The sequence below is a fragment of the Nocardia sp. NPDC005366 genome (assembly GCF_040606855.1).
In the GTDB taxonomy this organism is placed as follows: domain Bacteria; phylum Actinomycetota; class Actinomycetes; order Mycobacteriales; family Mycobacteriaceae; genus Nocardia.
Window position 1 is genome coordinate 1 of the sequence record NZ_JBEXFQ010000065.1, and the last position, 20,262, is coordinate 20,262.

Below are 20,262 nucleotides of genomic sequence, written 5' to 3' on the forward strand. Positions count from 1 at the left end.
TTGTTGAACCGCCCTGCCGGCTACGAACTCGTCGGTGCCGACGTCGGCCGACACGGGGAGAACCGAAAGACCCTCCGCGGCAAGTGGTTCGATATGTTTGCCGAGATTCTCCGGCGACCGGCTCACCGCGATGACGGTGGCGCCCGCCCTGGCGATCATGCGGGTCACCGCGGTGCCGATACCGCCACCGCCCGCGCCCGCGACGATGACGATGCGTCCGTTCAGTCCGAAATCGAGTGTGAGGCCGTCGTCGGTCATAGCAGGCTCAGGCCTCCTCGCGCATGACCAGCACGCTGCCCTCGGCGTCGGCCGAGATGTAGACGGCGCCGTCCGGTCCGGCGGCGATGCCGGCGAAGGGGCCCATGGGGCCCGAGAACGGGGGAGTGCCGCGCAGCGGTTTGGCGACGACGCCGGGAGGCACGCCGACCGGGAGTTCGGCGGCGAGCGTCTGGCGCACCTTGGTCTCGAGATTGAAGCTGATCAGTGCCTTGAGACCGACGTCGACGATGAGCAATTGCTTGCCGCGCACCAGGATTCCGTGCGGCGTCTCCAGTCCGTCCACCACTGTGTCGACCCCGTTGCCGCTGATCGAGACGATGCGCCCGGCCCCGGATTCGGAGACGAGAACGGAATCGTCCGGGCCGAACGCGACGCCGATCGGGGCGTTGAGCCCGGAGGCGAGCACCTCGGTCTTGCCCGACTTGATCGACAGCACACGGCCCGCGCCGAGTTCCGCGGCGACGATCGTCTTGTCCGCGGCGACCGCGACACCGTACAGCTGATCGAAACCTTCGGCCACGACCTCGGTTTCGGCCTCGGGGCCGGGGCGGTGGTAGGAGATCTCACCGTTGGAGCTGGTGACGACGAACTCGTTCGGGCCGACCGCGGTGACGCCGCGCACGTAACCGGGGGTTCCCGGGCTGAACAGCGAGGCCAGGATTTCCAGCTTGCCGTCGCGCACGGTGTAGAAGTAGGTGCCGTCGGCGAGGTAGAGATTGCCGTCGTAGCCAACGGTCAGGTCCAGCGGCCACATCAGGCCGCCCTCCAGGACTTCCCTGGTCTCGCCGCCGCTGAGGATTTCGGTGATCTCGCCGGTGAAGCTGGAGACGAACAGTCGGTTGCCGACGAAGGTGCAGTTGTCCAGGCCGGGAGCCAGGCTCGCCAGCACCGTGCGGTCGCCGGTGCGCGGATCGATGCGCAGCACCTGACCGCTGGCCACCTGGGTGGAGACGATGAAGCCTTCGGAGTCGAACTTGACCGAGTCGGGCACGCCGAGATCGCCGACGACGCGTTCGGGCTCGCCGCCGTCGGGATTGATGCGCCAGATGTCGTTGGTGCCCATGACCGGGTAGTAGAGGAGACCGTCGGGGCCGACCTCCATGGCATTGGGCATGGGCAGGTTGTCCTGCAGAACGCGCGGCGCGCTGCCGTCGAGCGGCACCTCCATGAGGCGACCGCCGACGCGGCATTCGTTGACGAACAGCCTGCCGTTGTGCACGGTGATGCCGTTGGCGCCGGGCAGATCGTCGCGGATCACGCGGGTACTGCCGTCTTTGCCGCGCATGCTGACTCGCGCGTCCATGTACTCGGTGGCGATGAGATTGCCCTCGGGATCGAAGGCCAGGTCATCGGGGGCGATGATGTCGCTGCCCTTGGCGCTGACGGTCTCGAGGTCGCCGGTGGTGACATCGAGTGCGCTGATCTGGCTACCGGCCACCTGGGCCACGTAGATGCGATTGTCCAGTCCGGTGCGCAGGCCGTTGGCGCCGAACAATCGGCTCGGCGGCGTGAGCCGTTCGATGGTCACCCCCTCCGCGGTGGTGATGGACGTGGTGCTGCTGTAACGCGCCCCTCGAGTCAAGGTGGGGCCCTCCGATGCAGGTGAGAAGTCGATATTCGCGTCGCGGCGCTGCCCGGACCCGGCGGCGCCGTGGGGCGGGAATCCGATCGGGGCATAGTGCAGGCCGCGTGTCGTGGGTCACGCTACTTCAATCCTCACAAGGATAGCAATACTTGAACGATTGCTTACCACTGAGTAGTTTGCCGCAGCGGGGCGGTGGTGCGCCGGACCGGCGCGAAGCGGCCGTGCGAACGGGGTAGGAATCCCGGCTCGGTCGGCATCGCTCGGATATTGAAATATCTTGTGCCCCAGCCAGTTAGCCGCTCGAAGTCGATGGCCGACGCGGGGGCGCGCGGGCCGACTCGTTCGCGATATGCCCGGGCCTCGCCGAGGTCTATCAGACCTGACGCTCTAGCCCCGGTGGAAATGGGCATTCACTGGAGTGAGAACAGCATTATCCTAGGCCGTTCAGTGCCGCGCGGCAATGAAAACGCGACTTCAGCCGGGGTGCCCGCGTATTTCGCGACGGCGATGCCGCCGCGTGCTCAGATCCGGGAACGAAGCCCGGAGTGCGCGGCCAGGCGAGCGCCCGCCGACGAGGCGTTGACCACGCCGTCGTCGAAGCGTTCGAGGACAAGCGCCTGGGTCGCGGCCAGGTGGGTGCGGTACAGGCGCTCGGCCTCGGCGGCCCGGCCCGCCGCGATTTCGCCGACGATGCGCTGATGCGTGCGTACGACCGCCGCGGCCTCTTCCTCCGACGGATACTCACCGCGCCTGGTCAGCGCCTCCGCCCACGCCTCCTCCTGCGCCGACCACAGCGTGACGAGCGTGCTGACCACGTAGCGGACGGTGAGATTGGGGGTGTACTGGACGATGAGGTCGTGGAATTCGCGGGCGGTGTGGGTGAAGGCGACGCCGTCGGCCGCGAGTTCGGCGGATTTCTCGACGTTTTCGGTGAGCGCGGGGACCACTGTCTCCGCGCGATCGGGACGTTCGGCGCATTCGGCCGCGCACAGCGGTTCCAGCATTCGCAGCCCCGCCGCGAGATCGCCGAGGGTGACGCGAGCGCCCTGGAGCGCGAGCCCGAGGTGATACGCTGCCGATGTCGCGTCGGGGCGGTGCACTTCGGCGCCGCCGACATTGCCACGCCGAACCGTGACCAGGCCTTCTGTCTCCAGGATGCGCAGCGCCTCGCGGATCGAGGGGTAGCTGACGCCGAAATCCTGCACCAGCTGGTCCTGGGTGGGGAGTCGATAGTTCTCGTCTCCCGCCAGGATGCGCGTGCGTAGCTCGGCGGCGACGGTTTCGGCGATGCGGCGCTGCGGCACCCGGCCGCGTTTGGCCGTGGTCATGCGGACCGTCGCGAGATCGTCCGCTTCGTCCGCGCGCGAGTGGCCGTATCCGTCATGGCGGCAGTCTAGTCATCAAGAGGCTGACCATTCAAATATTGCTATCCTTATGAGGATTGAAGTACTGTGCGCGACATGGACTTCACGATGGGTGGGTCCGCCGCGGAGCTCCGGAGCGAACTGCGGCGGCTGATTGCCGAGGAGGTCCCCGCCGACTATCTCGGCGCATTCACCGACAATCCTTCGGATCTGGCCGTAGCCCAGCGTTTCTGCGGGGTACTGGCCGAACACGGACTGCTCTGCGCGGCCTGGCCGGAGGAGTTCGGCGGTGGCGGCGCGTCGGTGTGGGAACAGACCGTTGTTCGCGAGGAGATGTGGGCACACCACGAACCGCGCGGCGCACAGTACATGGGTGTCAACTGGGTCGGCCCGACGCTGATGCGGCACGGGACGGCCGATCAACAGCGCAAGCACCTACCGCCGATCGCACGCGGCGAGGTGATCTGGTGCCAGGGATTCAGCGAGCCGGACTCGGGGTCCGATCTCGCCTCGTTGCGCACCGCCGCGCGCCGTGACGGCGACGGCTGGCGCATTTCCGGGCAGAAGATCTGGACCTCCTACGCCACCATGGCGCAGTGGTGTTTCCTGCTCGCGCGCACCTCGACGAAGGGGCGCAAACAGCAGGGGCTGACGGTTTTCCTGCTGCCGATGTCCGATCCGCGCATCGAGGTGAGACCGATCAAATCCATGCTCGGGCCGCATCATCTCAACGAAGTCTTCTTCGACGGAGTCCGCGCGACCGAGGCGGACGTCCTCGGCCACGTGGACGAGGGCTGGTCGGTGGTGCAGGAGGTGCTCGCCTTCGAACGGGTCGGCATCGCCCGCTACGCCCGCTGCGACCGGCTGCTCTCCGCCGCGCCCGAGATTCTCGGGGACCGGTGGGAGACGCTGCCCTCGGAATTGCGCACGCGCTGGTCGCGGACCCTGGTTCGCGCCAGACGCGCCAGATTGCTCGCCTACCAGGTGGTGTCGATGCAGAGCACCGGCCGGGTTGCCCCAGCGGACGCCGCGGCCTACCGCATCGCGGTGACCCGGCTCGATCAGGAGAGCGCGAGCGTGCTCACCGAACTGGCCGCGTTCGTGCCGAACGAGGGGGAGTCGCAACGGCTGTTCCGGCGCGCGGTCGACGATCACTGGCGTTACGCGAACGCGGCGACCGTCGCCTCCGGAAGTATCGAGATGCAGAAGATTCTGCTGGCGCGTTCGCTGCTGAGCGCGCCGCGCCGGGCCGGGGAGGCCGCATGACGACCGCGCCGTTTCCCTCGGATGGGCATGCCATGACCATCGAACTCTGCGATGAGGCCCAGGAATTCGGCAGGCAGGCATTGCGCGCGTTGCGCGCGGCCGGCGGCGACGAACTTGTCCAGGCCGCCGAACGGGAACCCCGGGGCAGACACGATCTCGTCGCGCCGGTGCTCGGTGCGCTCGGCGCGTGGGATCTGGAACCGCGCCGCGATCCGGAGGAGCTGGAGGCCGCCGCCGCGCTGTGCCGCAGCGCGGGCTACTGGGCGACGCCGTATCCGGTCGCGGAGCGGCTGGCCCGTCCCGTCGATATGAATGTCGACGGAATCGTCGTTGTCGCCGGCGCCGAACCCGCCGCCGCACTGGCCGACGTCGATCTGCGCTGGGCCGCGGTGACGCTGGACGGCGCGCGCGGCGATGTCACCGTGCTGCCTTCCGCCGTGTCCGCGCGCGAATCCGCGTTCGTGGCGGGATTGCGGGTGCGGCCGGTGGACACCGATGGCGCCGCCGATGTGGCGCTCGCGCTGGTACTGCCGTGCTGGACCCTGCTCGGCATGCTGGACCGGGCGGTGGAACTGGCCCGCGAACATGTACTGGTCCGTGAGCAATTCGGCAAGCCGTTGGCGGAATTCCAATCGGTGCAGTTCCAGCTGACCGATGCCGAGGTGGACCGGCGCGGCGTCGATATGCTCGCCAGGTACGCGCTGTGGAGCATCCAGGCCGGTCGCGACGACGCGCTCGTCGACGCGCTGGCATTGCGCTCGGCGATTCTGGAGGCGGCCGACACCGTTTTCCGGATCGCGCACCAATTGCACGGCGCCCTCGGCTTCTGCGATGAGGCGCCGCTGTCGTGGCTGTCGCGCTACAGCCTTCCGCTGCGGCGACTGCCCTTCGCCCAGATCGGCACCGACGAGGCGATGACCGGTCTGATGGGCCGTCGCGGACCGGCGGGCCTTTTCATCGACATCGGGGGAGTGTGAGTCGTATGGGTTACGACCTGCCCGCGGTGCTGACCGTGGAATCCGATGGACCGGTCCGCACCGTCATCTTCAACCGGCCCGACGAACTGAACGCCGTCAACGCCGATCTGCATCGGGCGATGGCCGAGGTCTGGCGGCAATTGGCCGCCGACCAGGAGGCCAGGGTGGTGATCCTCACCGGCGCGGGCCGTGCCTTCAGCGCGGGCGGCGACCTGGACTGGATCACCTCCTTCCTCGATGATCCGGTCGCGCGGGACGAAAGTATCCGCGAGGGTGCGCAGATCATCGAGGAGATGCTGCGTTTCCCGCTGCCGGTGATCGCCGCGGTCAACGGCGCGGCCATGGGGCTCGGCGCCAGTATGGCGGTGCTCTGTGACGTCGTGCTGATGTCGGAGCGGGCCTACCTGGCCGATCCCCACGTCGCGGTCGGCTTGGTCGCCGGCGACGGCGGCGCGGCGTTCTGGCCGTTGCTCACCCCGATTCTGCGCACCCGCGAATTCCTGTACACCGGCGACAGAATCGATGCCGCGACCGCCGTCCAGGTGGGGTTGGCGAGTCGGACCGTCGCGCCGGACGAACTGCTCGCGGAGGCGAGAAAGCTCGCCGAACGGCTGGCCGCGCTGCCGCCGGAGGCGCTGCGGAGCACCAAGCGCGTGGTGAATATGTATCTCTCGCAGGCGCTCGGCGGTCCGATGCAGGCGGGTTTCGCCGCGGAGGTGGTCAGCATGCAGACCCCCGAACACCGGGAGCGACTGCTGGCACTGCGGGCGCGCGCGCGATGACCGGGCGTGATCTTGCCGAGTTCCGCGCCGAGGTGCGGCAGTGGTGCCGCGAGCACGTCCCCGCCGATTGGCGGCGTGCCCAGACCGGCCCGTCCGAGGCGGAATTCGTTCGTTTCCAACAGGATTGGTTCCAGCAGTTGCGCGCCGCGGGCTACGCGGTGCCGCATTGGCCGCGCGAATACGGCGGCGGTATGTCGATTCCCGAGCAGGTCGTGCTGTACCAGGAACTCGCCGCACACGACGCGCCCCGGCTGGTACTTGCCTTCGTCGCCGTCCATCACGCCGCCGCGACGCTGCTCGCCGCGGGTACCGAGGAACAGCGGCGGCGGCATCTGCCCGCCATCCTCGACGGCGAGATCTGGGTGCAGGGTTTCTCCGAACCCGGCGCGGGCTCGGATCTCGCGGCGCTGCGCACCACCGCCCGCCGCGACGGCGACAGCTACCGGGTGACCGGACAGAAGGTCTGGGCCAGCGGTGCGCAATACGCCGACTGGTGCCTGTTGCTGGCGCGCACCGATCCCGACGCGCCGAAACGCCGGGGTATCTCGTACTTCCTGATGGATATGCGCACACCGGGTGTAGAGGTGCGACCGATCCGGCAGGCCACGGGCGAATCGCATTTCTGCGAGATCTTCCTCGACGATGTGCCTATCCCCGCCCAGAATGTGATCGGCGCGGAGAACGCGGGCTGGCAGGTTGCTCAGCAGACGCTCGGGGCCGAACGCGGACTGACCATGCTAGAACTGGCCGAACGCCTCGGCAATGCCGGATTCCGGTGGCTGGTCGAGGCGTGCGCGCACCCCGACGCGAGCGGACGACGCCCGGTCGATGACCCGGTGGTGGCCGACCGACTGGTGGCACTCGATATCGAGATCACCGGATTGCGCGCGCTGTGCAGCGATCTGGTCGAGCGGCACGACACTGGCACCGCGGGCCCCGCGGACGCCTCCATCGTGAAGTTGTACTACAGCGAACTGCTGCAACGGATGACAGATTTCGGCACCGAAGTCGGTGGCGTCGGCGCGCATACGGTGCTGCGCAAACCGATGTCGGGCGGATGGGAGTCGGGGGCGTGGGTTCTCGACTTCATCGGTTCATGGGAATGGACGATTCCGGGCGGCACCAGCGAGATCCAGCGCACCATCATCGGGGAGCGCGGGCTCGGGCTGCCAAGGGAACCTACGGGGCTGTGATGAGTGGGGCTGTGCTGCGATGAGCGAGGAACTCGCGACGGGCGACGAATTCGCCGAAATCCACGACGAACTGCGTGCGGTGGCACGTGATCTGCTCGGCAAGGCGGGTCGGGAGACCGCGATCGACTGGTCGCTGATCGCCCGCTCCGGATGGCTGGGGCTGGAGGCGCCCGCCGAATTCGACGGAGCCGACGCCACTTTCGCGGAAGTCGCGGTGCTGCTGCGGGAAATCGGTCGTGCGGCGGCGTACGGCCCCTATCCCGCCGTGGCGGCACTCGGACTCGGGACGCTCGGCCTGTTGAGCCCGAATCCGGGACGGGACACGCTCTTTCGCGACGCCGTCGCGGGCTTGTCGACGCCGATCCTCGTCCTGGCGGGGGAGTGGGCATCGTCCTCGGCGACCGATACCGCTTCGGCGCCGGAATTCCGGCTCGTCGACGGCGACGGCGGTCTGCGCCTGTACGGCAATGCCGACTTCGTACTCGATGCTCCCGCTGCCGACCGGTTGCTGATACCCGCGACGATGCCCGACGGCACGATCGTGGTGGCGGCGGTCATGGTGGCGGCGGTCGAACCGGCGGCGATCGTGACCGAGCAGCCGGTGGTCGACGATACGCGCGTCTTCGGGCGGGTGGCCGTCGACGGAATGCCGATCACGCCGGAGTCGGTGTGGCATTTCTCCGGCGACGGTGCGCACGCCCTGCGGCGACTGCATGACCGAGCCGCCGTCGCGCTGGCCTGCGACAGCCTCGGGCTCAGTGAGGCGATGTTGGACGCGACCGTCGACTATGTCCGGGTGCGAGAACAATTCGGCCGTCCTGTCGGATCGTTCCAGGCGGTCAAACATGCCTGCGCCGACATGCTGGTTCAGGTGACGGTCGCCAGGCGGTTGGTGGCGGCGGCGGTCCGCGCCCACGTGGCAGACGCGCCCGATGCGAGCGCGGCGGCGTCGATGGCCAAGGCGTTCACCGGGGCCGCCGGCGTGGAAGTCGCGGGTAAGGCGATGCAGTTGCACGGTGGTATCGGGTACACCTGGGAGAGCGGGATCCACCAGTACCTGAAACGGGCCACGCTCAATCGGTCCCTGTTCGGTTCGCCCGCCGAACACCGCAAGGTGTTGGCACGGCGCTATATTCCGGCTTCCGAGCGGAAAACGACCACGAGCCCTCGGCGGCCATGACATCACCCTGACCTGGGCGCGACTCATCCGGCTCGATGAGTCGCCTGTTCGCGACTAACGCGCGAGGCCGTCGCGGACGATGGCCAGCAACCGGTCGATCTGGGGGGCGTCGGACGCGGCGTGTCCGATGCCGTTGGCCGCGGCGAGCAGGTCGGCCACGTCGAGGTCGGCCTTGATCGCGCCCGCTTCCTGTGCCCGGCGCAGCAGGTCGGCCGCGGCGGTGTGCATCGTGTCGTGCCATTCCCGGTACAGCGCGGACCGCTGCCCGGCCTCGTCGTCCGGAATAGACAGGGGTAGTTGGGTTTTCGTTGATATGTGCGCGATGAACGCCCGCAGCCAGGTGAACAGCGCATCGGCGGGCGATGGATCGTCGAGCAAGCTCCGGCCCAGCTCGCCCAGCGCGGTGACCTCCTCGGCGTAGACGGCGATAACCATGTCGCGGCGGGTGGGGAAATGGCGGTACATCGTCGCATTCCCGACCCCGGCGCGCCGGGCGATCTCGTCCAGCGGGGCGGTCACGCCGAGCTCGTCGAATACCTCCCTCGCGGCCGACAGCACCAGCTCGTAGTTGCGGCGCCCATCGGCGCGACGTGGTCGGTCGGCCATCTTTCTCCTTGCGAAACGGGGAATCCCCCGGTTAGTCTAACGGCAGCTAAACGGGGAGTTCCCCACTTATGAGAGAGGCGATCGAATGCTGGACATCACCGCGGCGGATCGAATCGCGATTCACGAGACGATCGCGCTGCACGGACATGTGGCCGACGACCGCGAATGGGATCGGTGGGGCGAGCTCTACAGCGACGATCTGGTGCTGGACCTGGAAGACTTCGGGCTCGGCACGACCCGCGGCATCGCGGCGCTACAGAAAATGGCTCGCGACAAACAGGACGACCCGGCCCAGCCGCTGGGGCATCACGTCACCAATATCGTTCTGGTCGCACACGATGGCGACCGGGTGCGGGCGCGATCCAAGGGGCTGGCGGTCAATGCGGACGGGACGAGCGGGACTGTCGTCTACGAGGACACGCTCCGCCGGGAACCGCAGGGCTGGCGCATCTGCCACCGGAAGGTCCTCGCGCGCCGCGCACCCGTGAATTCGCCACCCGACTCGGGCGCCGAATCGAACACCACACCGACGAGTTCTGAACCGGGGCTTCCAACTCGTGTCACGTGACGGGCGCCGCCGTGACGTGTGGAGCGACCGGAAGGCGACGCCGTTGTCGCTATCCGATCCGCTGCACGTACACGGTCACGGCGAGTATCCGGCCCCAACGCCGTTGTCGGCGCCGGACTCACCCCGCGGCCGTGCCGGGGGCCCGTTGCGCGGCTAGGCTTCCAGCCGCTGCGCGGCGAGTTCCCGCAGGTCACTCGATTTGATCTTCGCGCTCCCGGTCGTCGCGATGTCCTCCTCGTCGAAGAACAACACGTGCCGTGGCACCTTGTAACTGGCGAGCCGTTCGCGCAGGAAGGCCCGAATCTCGTCACCGTCGAGTTTCGCGTCCGCGTGCGGCACGACGCAGGCCACCACGACTTCGCCGAGGGTGTCGTGCGGCACGCCGACGGTGCGTCCGACCTTCACACCCGGATAGCGGTTGAGATCCTCATCCACCTCGAGCGGGGAGACATTCGCGCCGCCGGTCTTGATGATGTCGGTGAGTCGCCCCTCCCAGTAGAGCCTGCCGATATCATCGAGGTAGCCACCGTCGCCGGTGTGGAAGTAGCCGTCCTCGTCCAAGGTCTCGTCCAGCGGGATGCCGACGTAGCCGAGCATCAATGTCGGGCCCTTGACGCAGATCTCGCCGCGTTCTCCGCGTGTCAGCACCAGACCGGTGAGCGGGTCGACGATTTTGATCGTATTGCCAGGCAACGGCTCGCCGCTGCTGCCCGCGATCACCTCGTCGGGGGTGTTGGCGGGGTAACACGTGGTGATGGTGAAGGTTTCGGTATTGCCGTAGGCGTGTCCGGGCTCGGTCCACGTGGTCGACACGGTGGGGTGACGCGCGGCGGGGTAGTTGCGGTCGACGAATCGCAGACTGCTCAGATCCACCGCGGCCCAGTTGGGCGCACCTTCCAACTGCGCCCACTGATGCGGCCACGCGACCGGGAAATTCACCCGTTCGGACTGCATCAACTCCAGCGCCGCCGCGCCGTCGAAGGTCGACTGGAGGACCAGCGATCCACCGGCGGCGAGGGTGGAGCCGAGGGCCTGGCCGAAGTTGCCGGACCAGAAGAAGCCGTTGGCGGTCCAGCAGCGCACATTGTCCTCGGGGCCGAAACCGAACATCCTTCGGAATCGCCACATCTGGATCGTGACGCCCCGATGCGCGCTGCGGATGCCCTTGGGTTTGCTCGTGGTGCCGGAGGAGAAGAACAGCACCGCGGTATCGCTCGGGTTCACCGTCGCGGCGCTGGTCTCGATCAGTTCGACCGGTTGGCTCTGCCCCCGTGCGACGAAGGTGTCCCAATCGTCGATCGCGCTGCCCGGCACCGGCTCGCCGACGACGGCGAGGTGACGCAGGAACGGGTAGGTCGCGGACTGCACCTCGCCGGGCCCCGCCGTGGCGATGGCCGGTTCCAGTTCGGTCAGCACCGCCGCGAAATCCCTTCTCGCCACGGTGCGTTCGAACAGCAGCACCGAGACTCCGGAGAGTTGGAGCAGATGCTCCAACTCCGCCGGGGTGGAGAAGGTGCTGAGGGCGACGGCCACGCCGCCCGCCAGCGACGCGCCGAAGACGGCCGCCAGCCATTCGGGCCGATTCGTCATCAGCACGCCGACGCGGCTGTCCTTGCCGACGCCGCAGGCGCGTAGCGCCCGCGCCACCGCGACGGAGCGTTCCCACAGCTCGTCGTAGGTCCAGCGGGTGACACCGGCGTCGTCGTGGAAGACGAGTGCTTCACGACTGCCGAACTGCCGGGTCACCTCGCGGAGGAAGCCGGGCAGCGTGAGGGTGCCTAGGCCCGGCTCGTCGGCGAGCGGCGGGCCGGATACCACTGCCGTCGACGGCAGGGATACTTCCTTGGTTTCGGTGGTCATTGTCGACCTTCCCCGTTCCTTCTGCCCGTCAGAAGGGCAATTCGACCTCGGCGGTGCACTTCACGAGCGTGCCGGAATTCTGGTCGGTGAGTTTGAGTTCCACCTGGACCAGCGGCACACCCCAGACCGATTGGGCTTCCTTGCCGATGATCTCGGCGTCGAAATAGGTCACGTCGCCCTCGAACGCGGGAAGCCGGAAATCGGCCTTGGTGTGGCGAACCATGCCGTCGTTACCCGCCCAGTAGGCCAGGTAGTCGGTGCACCAGGCGCCCATGGTCGCGCCGTAGCCGTAGGCCCGCGCCATGCCGACCGCGCCGGCCTTGTCGTTGTCGATATGGCCGCGCGAGGGGCCGACGTAGAGACCGTCGCGCAGCCGCGGATCGATCTTGGCGCCCTCTTCGTCGAAGCCGAATCCCTCGGTCCACCCCGGATCCTGGTACACCCACGGATCGTCGATACCTTCGGGCGCGGTCCAATGGAAGGTGCCCCAGATATTGAACAGGAAGGCGCGGTACTCGGTGGTGAAACTCGCGATGGAATGCGGGCCGATGACCCGGCGCGGCAGCTTGTCGCCGACCTTCACCTCGTCGAAATGCGGTGAGACGCCGAGACGATTGGAATGCAGCCACTCGGTGCGCAGCGCGTCGACCTCGGCCAGTTCCTCGGCCGTCCAGCGCTTGACCTCGCCGACCTGGTTGTCGTACATGCCGCGCTTGGTCGCTTCCTCGGCGAGGTAGCGGATGGCGGTCGAGCGCTCGCGGGCGACGAGCGCGCCGTTCTGGTTGCGGTGAGTGGTGTCGCCGCGCGAGAACATCGTCGGCCCGGCGAATTTCGTCTCCGCGACCTTGTAGTCGTGGAAACGCCGCTCCTGGAACAACGTGTCACCGGGACGCACCGGAGTGCCGTAGAACCACCACTCCTCGCCGCCGAAGATCAGGTGACTGCCGGGGATGTGGCCGACACACGCGGGTGCCGCGCCGTGTCCGTAATCCAGTCCGACGGCGATGGATTGGGGGGCGATCAGCCCACCGTAGCGGGACGCCTTGGCGAATTCCTGATCCCAGTGCAGGGGATTGGGATAGTCCATCGCCATCACCCAGCGACGGATATCGGAGGTGCTGCACGGATCCCACAGCTGGCCGCCGCCGATCGGTTTGCCGACCCGGTGGTCTACGTCGGACAGATCGAGTTCCACGGTCGGTTCCGCGGGTGTTGTCTTCGCCGCGGGTGCTTTTGCCGCGCGGGCAGTCTTCGCCGCGGGCGCGGCTTTCGCCGCGGGTGCGGCTTTCGCCGCGGGTGCGGCGGCTTTTCTCGGGGTTGCCACGAATAACTCCTGATCAACGATTCACGTCGACGACGATGCGACCGCGCACGGTGCCGTCGATGAGCCTGCTTGCTTCGGCGATGGCCTCGCCGAGACCGACTTCCTCGGCGATGGATTCCAGGGCCGCCGGGTCGAGGTCGCGGGCGAGTCTGGCCCATGCCTCGATGCGGCGCGGTTTGGGCGCCATCACGCTATCGATGCCCAGCAGCGACACGCCACGCAGGATGAACGGGGCGACGGTGGCCGGGAAATCCATACCCTGCGCCAGGCCACAGGCCGCGATGGCGCCGCCGTAGCGGGTCTGGGCGGCGGCGTTGGCCAGGGTGTAGCTACCGGCGGTGTCGACGACGCCCGCCCAGCGCTCTTTCTGCAAGGGCTTGCCGCGTTCGGCCAGTTCGGCGCGATCCACGACCGTGCCTGCCCCCAGTTTCTGGAGGTATTCGGTCTCGGAGGTCTTGCCGGTGGCGGCGGCCACGCTGAAACCGGCCTTGGTCAGCAGCGCGATCGCGATGCTGCCGACGCCGCCGGTCGCGCCGGTCACCAGGATCTCACCCTGGTCGGGCTCGACCCCGTAGCGCAGCAGCGCCTCGACGCACAGGCTCGCGGTGTAGCCCGCGGTGCCGATCGACATCGCCTGGCGTGCGGTGAATTCGGCGGGCTTGGGGATCAGCCAGTCACCCTTCAGTCTGGCCTTCTGGGCGAGGCCGCCCCAATGGGTCTCGCCGACGCCCCAGCCGTTGAGGACGACTTCGTCGCCCACCGAATAGTCCGGATGCGCGCTGTCGGTGACGACGCCGGCGAGATCGATGCCGGGCACCATCGGGAACGAGCGCACGACCGGCGACGAGCCGGTGATGGCGAGGGCGTCCTTGTAGTTGAGGGTCGAGTACGCCACCTCGACGGTGACATCGCCCTCGGGGAGCGCCGCTTCGTCCACATTCGTCAGCGCGACTTTCGTTCCCTCGTCGCCCTTTTCGATAAGTATTGCCGCAAACATTCGGAGCGGATTCCTTCCTCGCCCTTGGACTTCCGGATCTCGCATATCAATTTTCGTCATACGAGAATTAGATTCTCCACTTGGGACAATAATATTTCCATTAGTGGTTCGGGGTTGTCAACCGGCTCTCGCCGGGGACAAGAGCACAGGTCAGCGGGTCGTCCAGCCGCCGTCCACGACGATGGTCTGACCTGTGACGTAGCGGGCCGCGTCCCCCGCCAGCCAGGTGACCGCGCCGACGATGTCATCGGCTGTCCCCTCGGTCGGCAGGGGGGTGTTGCGGCGCAGATAATCCGCGCCGCGTTCGCTGTCGTAGAGGCTGTCGGTGATTTCGCTACGGAAGAATCCCGGCGCCACCGTATTCACCCGGATCGAATGCCGCGCCCACTGCACCGCCAGCTCGGCAGTGAGGCCGGACAGCCCCGATTTGCTGGCGGCGTAGGAGGCCTGGGGAATGCCGGGTACGCCCACCCTGCCGCTGATCGAGGAGATATTCACGATCGACCCGCGCCCCACGTCGCGCATATACGGGAACACCGCCTGCGCGAGCAGGAACGGGGCGATCAGATTCAAGCCGAGTGTCCGGTGTACCGCGTCGAGCGGTTCGGATTCGGCACGTTCGGTGGTGAAGCGGTTACCCGCCGCGCTGACCAGGATTTCCGGCGGCCCGAGTGCGTCGACCACCGCCGGAACCACGGTGCTCACCTGCGCGGAATCGCCGAGATCGCAGACGACGGGGTGACCGTCGATCCGCTTCGCGAGTTCGTTCAGCCGGTCTTCGCGTCGTGCGACGACCGCGACCTTGGCGCCGAGTGCGGCGAGGGTTTCGGCGACGGCGACCCCGAGGCCGGACGAGGCGCCGGTCACGATGGCCACCCTGCCGTCCAGGTCGAACAGTCTCGTCGCGTGTTCGCGGGGCAGTGTCACTGTCCGACCTCCGTGTTCGGGCCGCCTGCGGGCACGGCGAGTTCGGCGAGACGGGTGCGCTCCACCTTGCCCATGGCGTTCACGGGAAGCGCGTCGACCCTCGCCCAGATCTCGGGCACCTTGTATCCGGCGAGCTCCCGTTTGCACAGCGCCGCGAGTTCATCGAAATCCACTGTGGGAACGACACTTTCGATAACCGCCGCGACCTTCTGGCCGAGCCGTTCGTCGGGGACCGCGCAGACCGCGACCTTGGTCACGTCCGGATGCGTCCCGATGACCCGCTCCACCTCGAGCGGGTAGACATTCGCGCCGCCGCGAATGATGACCATCTTCTTGCGATCCAGCACCGACAGCATGCCCTCGGCGTCGACGGTGCCGATATCGCCGGTCGGAATCGGACCGGGTTCGGGGGGCCGCACGCGACCATCCTCCCAATAGCCGAGCATCGGTGTCCACAGTCCGGCCCACGGTCCGGCGGTCGCCGGCGCGAGTTTGAGCTCGCCGAGCGATCCGGGCGGCAGGCGGCGGTCATCGTCGTCGTAGGCGGCGACGTCGTACTGCGGCAGCACCAGACCGCTGGTGCCCGGCGACCAGTCGTCGCCAGGCCGGTCGATCGAGACGACGGTCGGCGCTTCGGTCAGACCGTAGGTGACGCGGGGGACCGGTCCGTGCGTGGCGGCGAAGTCCCTGCGCACCGAGTCTGGGGTATCGCTGCCGCCGCTCCACACTTCTCGCAGGGAGCTGAGATCCAGGTCGGGTCGGCGCGCGAGGTCGTAGAGCTGGGCCGGTGCGCCGTTCCACACCGTGACGCGATGACGGGCGATCCACTCGGCCACCCCCTCGACGTCGCGGCGGTCCATGATGACGGCGCATCCGCCCGCCTGGGCCGTGAGCAGCGTGGACAGCACCATCAGATTGAGGATGGTGAGCGGGAAACTGTCGCCCTTGCGCAGGTCGGGGCCCCAGCCGCGGGTGGCGACGAGCGCCGCGCCGGGCAGCAGCAGATTGCGCTGGCTGTGCACGACGGCCTTGGGTTTGCCGGATGTCCCGCTGGTGAAGGCGATCCCCGCGGCGGCGTCGATATCGAGTTCGAGCCCGGGCGACGGTTCGGCCGATTCGGTCAGAGCCGACCAGCGCGCCGAATCGACGGTCTCGGGCGTATCCAGCAGGCAGCGCGGCCCGGCGAGGATCACCGACGGTGCGCACAGATCGGCCAGATGTCGCTGTTCGGGAGCCGAGAGCGCCTCGCCGACGCCCGCCCAGATCGCGCCGACGCGCTGCGCGCCGTGGAAGGCGGTCACGATATCGAGGTCGTTGGGCAGGCAGGCTGCCACGCGGTCGCCGGGGCGCACGCCGAGCGACCACAGCGCACCCGCCGCGCGGTCGGCCCGTTCATCGAGTTGGGCGTAGGTCAGGGTGCCGGAGGCGGCTTCGACGGCCGTCGCGTCGGGGCTCGCGCGCAGGGCCGCGTCGAGCACCCGGGCGATCGGTCGAAGGGTGGCCGGGCCCGGTGGGCTGTCGCCGTTGAAACTGTCCACAGCGTCTTTGATATCACTATCCTTGCAAAGATTCATCAGATAGCCTCACGGTACCCATCGCGATGGGGAATTGTGTCGATACCGGAGAGGTCGCAAAAGAGGACGTGGCGATGAAACATACAGGCCCGCTGTCCGGAATCCGTGTCATCGACCTGACGGCGATGGTCATGGGCCCCTACTGCACGCAGATCATGGCCGATATGGGCGCGGACATCATCAAGATCGAACCTCCCGCCGGGGACAACACCCGCTTCATCTCGGTGGGCCCCGAACGCGGCATGGCCGGCGTCTTCGTCAACGTCAACCGGGGCAAACGCAGCGTGGTGCTCGATCTGAGATCCGAGGACGGCGCCGCGGCTCTGCGCGAACTCGTCGCGGACGCGGATGTGTTCATCCACTCCATGCGCGCCTCGGCCATCGACCGGCTCGGTTTCGGCTATGACGCGGTGGCGGAGCTGAATCCGTCGATCGTCTACACCAACTGCTACGGCTACGGCCGCCGCGGTCGCGACGCCGATCTCACCGCCTACGACGACACCATCCAGGCCGAATGCGGGCTGCCGTCGGTACAGGAACAACTCACCGGCACGGCCGGATACGTCGGCACCATCATGGCCGACAAGATCGCCGGTCTCACCGCGGTGTACGCGACGACCATGGCGCTGTTCCACCGCGAGCGCACCGGGGAGGGACAGGAGGTCGAGGTCGCCATGTTCGAGACGATGGCGGCGTTCATGCTGGTCGAACACGCCAACGGCGCGTTGTTCGATCCGCCGCTCGGCCCCGCGGCCTATCCCCGCGCGGTGACGCCGAATCGCAGGCCCTACCGCACCGCCGACGGATATCTGTCGGCGCTGGTCTACAACGACAAGCAGTGGACGACCTTCGTCGACGCGGTACGACCCCCGTGGGCCGGTCCGGAATACGCCACCCTGGAACAGCGTGCGGCGCGCATCGATGTCGTCTACGCCAGACTCGCCGAGACCTTCGCCGAGCGCACCACCGACCAGTGGCTGGAACTGCTTCGCGCACTGGGTATTCCGTGCGCACCGGTCCGCTCGCTCGACGAACTGTTCGACAACCCGCATCTGACCGACGCGGGTTTCTTCGAGACCGTCGAATCCCCGTACGGGCCCGTGCGTTTCCCCGGCCCGCCGACGTGGTTCTCCCGCACGCCCGGCCGTGTCGCCGGACCCGCGCCTCGACTCGGGGCCGATACCGAAGAGGTGCTCGGCGCATTGCGCAAACCCGCCGACGCGGGCGTGAACGGAAAGGCGCGGCGGTGACGACGGTGCTCGAGGCCGCGGAGCTGGATCTGCGGACGATACTGCGCCCCGGCGATCGCATCGTCATCGGGCAGGCGTGCGGTGAACCGACCACGCTGCTCGAGGCGCTCATCGCGCAGGGCCGCGAGATCGGCGGACTGTCCGCGTTCGTCGCCACCAGTTTCTCCGACGTGTTCACCCCGGCCGCCACCGAATCCTTCGCGCTGTCGAGTATGGGCGCGATCGGCACCCTGCGCTCGCTCGCGAAGGAACATCGCCTCGGCATCGTGCCCTGTCACGTCAGTAGGGTCGGACCGCTGATCGAGGCCGGAATCATCGGCTGTGACGTCGCTTTCATCCAGGTCAGCCCCGCCGACGAGAACGGCGAGCACAGTTTCGGGCTCATCAGCGACCACGTGCGCGCGGCCGTCTCGGCGGCGCGGGTGGTCGTCGCCGAGGTGAACGATCAGGTGCCGTTCACCCTCGGCGAGCGGCTACCCGCCTCCGATATCGATATCGCCGTGCGCGTGTCGCGCCCGCCCGTACAGGTGCGGGCCGCGCGGATCAGCGAAACGGATTCGGCCATCGCCGGTTTCGCCGCCGCCTATATCGAGGACGGCTCGGTCCTGCAGGTCGGTGTCGGCGCGGTGCCGGACGCCATGCTGCGGCTGCTGCACGACCGCGTGGACCTGGGCGTACATTCCGGAATGATCGGCGACGGACTCGTGGATCTGGTCGAGGCGGGCGTTATCACCAACGCGCGCAAGAAGATCGACCGCGGCGTCTCGGTCACCGGCGCGCTCATCGGCACGGACCGCCTCTATCGTTTCGCGCACCGCAACCCGGCGGTGCGGATGTGCACCACCGACTACACCCACGACGCGGCGGTACTTGCCCAGATCGAACGGCTGGTCACCATCAACTCCGCGATGGAGGTCGACATCACCGGACAGGTGAACGCGGAGCAGAGCGGATCGTCCTATCTCGGCGGCACCGGGGGCCAGGTGGATTTCGTCCGGGCCGGCGTACGTTCGCCCGGCGGCCACTCGATCATCGGGCTGCCCGCGACCGCCAAGGGCGGGACCATCAGCCGGATCACCGTGGCCCTGAGCGGGCCGGTCACCACCGCGCGCAGCGATGTGGATGTGATCGTCACCGAGTTCGGCGCAGCCGAACTCGCGGGCCGGACGCTGGCCGAGCGTACCCGCAGGCTCATCGCCATCGCCCACCCCGACTTTCGTGAAGAGCTGGAGCGCGCGGCGCACGTCGTCCAGCAGAGAGGTTTCTGATGTCCGACGCCGTACTCTTCGACGCCAGATCCGATGGGATCGCGATCATCACGCTGAACCGGCCGGAGCGCCGCAACTGTCTCGCGCTGGATGTGCGGGCCGGATTGTTCGAGGCATGGGATCGGTTCGAGCGCGACCCCGAACTGCGCGTCGCCATTCTCACCGGTGCCGGCGCGAAGGCGTTCTGCGCGGGTGGTGACCTCGAGGAGATGGTCAGGACCGGGATGACGGTGCCGCCGCGCGATATGTTCCCGCTGCCCTACGACACCATCGAATTGTCCAAACCCACTATCGCCGCGGTCAACGGCGCGGCGTTCGCCGGCGGCTGGATGATCGCGCAGGCGTGTGATCTGTGTGTCGCGAGCACAACGGCCACTTTCGCGGTCACCGAGGTGAAGGTGGGGCGCAGTTCCCCGTGGGCGGCGCCGCTGATCCACATGATCCCGCAGCGGATCATGATGGAGCTGTTGCTCACCGGCAAGCCGATCACCGCGCAGCGGGCCTATGAGATCGGTTTGGTGAACCGTCTGGTCGAGCCCGACGACCTGTTGGACGCCGCCATCGCGCTCGCCACCGAAATCCTGGCGGGCGCGCCGCTGTCGGTGCGCGCCGCGCGGGATACGGTCATGCTCGCGACCGAGATGGGCCGTTCGGCCGCGCTGGAGGCCGCGCGGCACGCCTCGACGCACTGCTATGAGAGCGCCGACGCGCAGGAGGGGCCTCGAGCTTTCGCGCAGAAGCGCACTCCGCGATGGACCGGTCGGTGACGGGCTGCTGACCAGCCACTGTTGACCGGCCGGGAATGCCCGTGCTAAGCATGTGCACAGCCCAAATTGCTGAGCGAACGCTCAGGCTTCATGCCTGAGCGTTCCGCTCGGCACCGTCGGGGTGCCATCCGACGTTATGCGATATCACCGATCAGGAGTGTGCCGTCATGGCCGGATCATCAGTGCCCCAGCAGGACACCGCCACTCGATCGGTGGTGACCGTGCGGCTCGACGGGGTGGAATCGGTCGTCGAGGTCCGGCCGGACGAGACCGTGCTGGAAGCCGGTCGGCGGGCCGGGCTCAATCCGCCGTTCGCCTGCGAAGCGGGCAACTGCGGTACCTGCATGGCTCGGCTGCGCGAAGGGCATGTCGAGATGCGGGTCAACGACGCGCTGACAGAGGAGGACGTCGCCGAGGGGTACGTGCTCACCTGTCAGTCGGTCCCGCAGACTCCCTCGGTCGTCGTCGAATACGAGTGAGTCGCGTGAGAGACTG

The 20,262-nt window shown here is 67.9% G+C and carries 19 protein-coding genes; 10 read left to right on the top strand and 9 right to left on the bottom strand.

Annotated elements, in window-relative coordinates:
* The 3 genes from ABZS43_RS35575 to ABZS43_RS35585 form a co-directional block, all read right to left on the bottom strand.
* Positions 1-258, bottom strand: a 258-nt coding sequence (locus tag ABZS43_RS35575; RefSeq protein ID WP_355040402.1) for an SDR family NAD(P)-dependent oxidoreductase, incomplete at its 3' end; no start/stop codon positions are given.
* 7 nt (positions 259-265) lie between these two features.
* Positions 266-1,861, bottom strand: coding sequence for an SMP-30/gluconolactonase/LRE family protein (locus tag ABZS43_RS35580; RefSeq protein ID WP_355040403.1), 1,596 nt, complete (start codon positions 1,859-1,861; stop codon positions 266-268).
* Between the two features lie 524 nt (positions 1,862-2,385).
* Positions 2,386-3,192, bottom strand: coding sequence for a GntR family transcriptional regulator (locus ABZS43_RS35585; RefSeq protein WP_355040404.1), 807 nt, complete (start codon positions 3,190-3,192; stop codon positions 2,386-2,388).
* A 132-nt stretch (positions 3,193-3,324) separates the two neighbouring features.
* Between ABZS43_RS35585 and ABZS43_RS35590 the strand changes: the two genes are divergently transcribed.
* Genes ABZS43_RS35590 through ABZS43_RS35610 form a run of 5 tightly spaced genes read left to right on the top strand, consistent with a single transcriptional unit; the run spans position 3,325 to position 8,626 of the window.
* Positions 3,325-4,494, top strand: coding sequence for an acyl-CoA dehydrogenase family protein (locus ABZS43_RS35590; RefSeq protein ID WP_355040419.1), 1,170 nt, complete (start codon positions 3,325-3,327; stop codon positions 4,492-4,494).
* 32 nt (positions 4,495-4,526) lie between these two features.
* On the top strand, positions 4,527-5,471 hold the full coding sequence (locus tag ABZS43_RS35595; RefSeq protein ID WP_355040420.1) for an acyl-CoA dehydrogenase family protein: 945 nt from the start codon (positions 4,527-4,529) through the stop codon (positions 5,469-5,471).
* Positions 5,472-5,476: 5 nt separating this feature from the next.
* Positions 5,477-6,253: an enoyl-CoA hydratase/isomerase family protein gene (locus tag ABZS43_RS35600; protein WP_355040405.1), complete on the top strand. Its 777-nt coding sequence runs from the start codon at positions 5,477-5,479 to the stop codon at positions 6,251-6,253.
* The gene (locus tag ABZS43_RS35605; protein WP_355040406.1) at positions 6,250-7,446 is read left to right on the top strand and encodes an acyl-CoA dehydrogenase family protein; all 1,197 of its coding nucleotides are present in this window, start codon (positions 6,250-6,252) and stop codon (positions 7,444-7,446) included. The genes ABZS43_RS35600 and ABZS43_RS35605 overlap by 4 nt, the downstream gene beginning before the upstream one ends.
* Before the next feature lie 19 nt (positions 7,447-7,465).
* Complete coding sequence (locus ABZS43_RS35610) at positions 7,466-8,626, top strand: acyl-CoA dehydrogenase family protein (RefSeq protein WP_355040407.1); 1,161 nt, start codon at positions 7,466-7,468, stop codon at positions 8,624-8,626.
* 54 nt (positions 8,627-8,680) lie between these two features.
* Here ABZS43_RS35610 and ABZS43_RS35615 read toward each other — a convergent pair whose 3' ends face one another.
* Entirely contained in the window at positions 8,681-9,232 is a 552-nt protein-coding gene (locus tag ABZS43_RS35615; RefSeq protein WP_355040408.1) for a helix-turn-helix domain-containing protein, read from the bottom strand.
* A gap of 85 nt (positions 9,233-9,317) precedes the next feature.
* Between ABZS43_RS35615 and ABZS43_RS35620 the strand changes: the two genes are divergently transcribed.
* Positions 9,318-9,800 carry a nuclear transport factor 2 family protein gene (locus ABZS43_RS35620; RefSeq protein WP_355040409.1) on the top strand — a complete coding sequence of 161 codons (483 nt, stop codon included), beginning with the start codon at positions 9,318-9,320 and terminating at the stop codon, positions 9,798-9,800.
* Positions 9,801-9,953: 153 nt separating this feature from the next.
* On the opposite strand, the gene ABZS43_RS35625 is transcribed toward ABZS43_RS35620, so the two are convergent.
* From ABZS43_RS35625 to ABZS43_RS35645, 5 genes are all read right to left on the bottom strand, one after another.
* Complete coding sequence (locus tag ABZS43_RS35625) at positions 9,954-11,660, bottom strand: class I adenylate-forming enzyme family protein (RefSeq protein ID WP_355040410.1); 1,707 nt, start codon at positions 11,658-11,660, stop codon at positions 9,954-9,956.
* A gap of 28 nt (positions 11,661-11,688) precedes the next feature.
* On the bottom strand, positions 11,689-12,984 hold the full coding sequence (locus ABZS43_RS35630; RefSeq protein ID WP_355040411.1) for a MaoC family dehydratase N-terminal domain-containing protein: 1,296 nt from the start codon (positions 12,982-12,984) through the stop codon (positions 11,689-11,691).
* A 13-nt stretch (positions 12,985-12,997) separates the two neighbouring features.
* Positions 12,998-13,981, bottom strand: a complete 984-nt coding sequence (locus ABZS43_RS35635; RefSeq protein ID WP_355040412.1) for an MDR family oxidoreductase — start codon at positions 13,979-13,981, stop codon at positions 12,998-13,000.
* A gap of 150 nt (positions 13,982-14,131) precedes the next feature.
* Positions 14,132-14,908: an SDR family oxidoreductase gene (locus ABZS43_RS35640; RefSeq protein ID WP_355040413.1), complete on the bottom strand. Its 777-nt coding sequence runs from the start codon at positions 14,906-14,908 to the stop codon at positions 14,132-14,134.
* Positions 14,905-16,482 carry a class I adenylate-forming enzyme family protein gene (locus ABZS43_RS35645; protein WP_355040414.1) on the bottom strand — a complete coding sequence of 526 codons (1,578 nt, stop codon included), beginning with the start codon at positions 16,480-16,482 and terminating at the stop codon, positions 14,905-14,907. The genes ABZS43_RS35640 and ABZS43_RS35645 overlap by 4 nt, the downstream gene beginning before the upstream one ends.
* Before the next feature lie 74 nt (positions 16,483-16,556).
* On the opposite strand from ABZS43_RS35645, the gene ABZS43_RS35650 reads away from it, so the two are divergent.
* The 4 genes from ABZS43_RS35650 (at position 16,557) to ABZS43_RS35665 (ending at position 20,246) form a co-directional block, all read left to right on the top strand.
* Positions 16,557-17,732, top strand: a complete 1,176-nt coding sequence (locus tag ABZS43_RS35650; protein WP_355040415.1) for a CoA transferase — start codon at positions 16,557-16,559, stop codon at positions 17,730-17,732.
* Positions 17,729-19,000, top strand: coding sequence for an acetyl-CoA hydrolase/transferase C-terminal domain-containing protein (locus ABZS43_RS35655; protein ID WP_355040416.1), 1,272 nt, complete (start codon positions 17,729-17,731; stop codon positions 18,998-19,000). Before ABZS43_RS35650 ends, ABZS43_RS35655 begins: the two co-directional genes overlap by 4 nt.
* Positions 19,000-19,767, top strand: a complete 768-nt coding sequence (locus ABZS43_RS35660) for an enoyl-CoA hydratase-related protein (RefSeq protein WP_355040417.1) — start codon at positions 19,000-19,002, stop codon at positions 19,765-19,767. The genes ABZS43_RS35655 and ABZS43_RS35660 overlap by 1 nt, the downstream gene beginning before the upstream one ends.
* Positions 19,768-19,934: 167 nt before the next feature.
* Positions 19,935-20,246: a 2Fe-2S iron-sulfur cluster-binding protein gene (locus ABZS43_RS35665; protein ID WP_355040418.1), complete on the top strand. Its 312-nt coding sequence runs from the start codon at positions 19,935-19,937 to the stop codon at positions 20,244-20,246.
* The last annotated feature ends 16 nt before the right edge of the window (positions 20,247-20,262 follow it).

Excerpts from the sequence above, each read along its gene's own strand:
- ABZS43_RS35585 (WP_355040404.1), bottom strand. The coding sequence starts at position 3,192 with ATGACCACGGCCAAACGCGGCCGGGTGCCGCAGCGCCGCATCGCCGAA.
- ABZS43_RS35590 (WP_355040419.1), top strand. The coding sequence starts at position 3,325 with ATGGACTTCACGATGGGTGGGTCCGCCGCGGAGCTCCGGAGCGAACTG.
- ABZS43_RS35595 (WP_355040420.1), top strand. The coding sequence starts at position 4,527 with ATGACCATCGAACTCTGCGATGAGGCCCAGGAATTCGGCAGGCAGGCA.
- ABZS43_RS35600 (WP_355040405.1), top strand. The coding sequence starts at position 5,477 with ATGGGTTACGACCTGCCCGCGGTGCTGACCGTGGAATCCGATGGACCG.
- ABZS43_RS35605 (WP_355040406.1), top strand. The coding sequence starts at position 6,250 with ATGACCGGGCGTGATCTTGCCGAGTTCCGCGCCGAGGTGCGGCAGTGG.
- ABZS43_RS35610 (WP_355040407.1), top strand. The coding sequence starts at position 7,466 with ATGAGCGAGGAACTCGCGACGGGCGACGAATTCGCCGAAATCCACGAC.
- ABZS43_RS35615 (WP_355040408.1), bottom strand. The coding sequence starts at position 9,232 with ATGGCCGACCGACCACGTCGCGCCGATGGGCGCCGCAACTACGAGCTG.
- ABZS43_RS35620 (WP_355040409.1), top strand. The coding sequence starts at position 9,318 with ATGCTGGACATCACCGCGGCGGATCGAATCGCGATTCACGAGACGATC.
- ABZS43_RS35625 (WP_355040410.1), bottom strand. The coding sequence starts at position 11,660 with ATGACCACCGAAACCAAGGAAGTATCCCTGCCGTCGACGGCAGTGGTA.
- ABZS43_RS35635 (WP_355040412.1), bottom strand. The coding sequence starts at position 13,981 with ATGTTTGCGGCAATACTTATCGAAAAGGGCGACGAGGGAACGAAAGTC.
- ABZS43_RS35645 (WP_355040414.1), bottom strand. The coding sequence starts at position 16,482 with ATGAATCTTTGCAAGGATAGTGATATCAAAGACGCTGTGGACAGTTTC.
- ABZS43_RS35650 (WP_355040415.1), top strand. The coding sequence starts at position 16,557 with ATGAAACATACAGGCCCGCTGTCCGGAATCCGTGTCATCGACCTGACG.
- ABZS43_RS35660 (WP_355040417.1), top strand. The coding sequence starts at position 19,000 with ATGTCCGACGCCGTACTCTTCGACGCCAGATCCGATGGGATCGCGATC.
- ABZS43_RS35665 (WP_355040418.1), top strand. The coding sequence starts at position 19,935 with ATGGCCGGATCATCAGTGCCCCAGCAGGACACCGCCACTCGATCGGTG.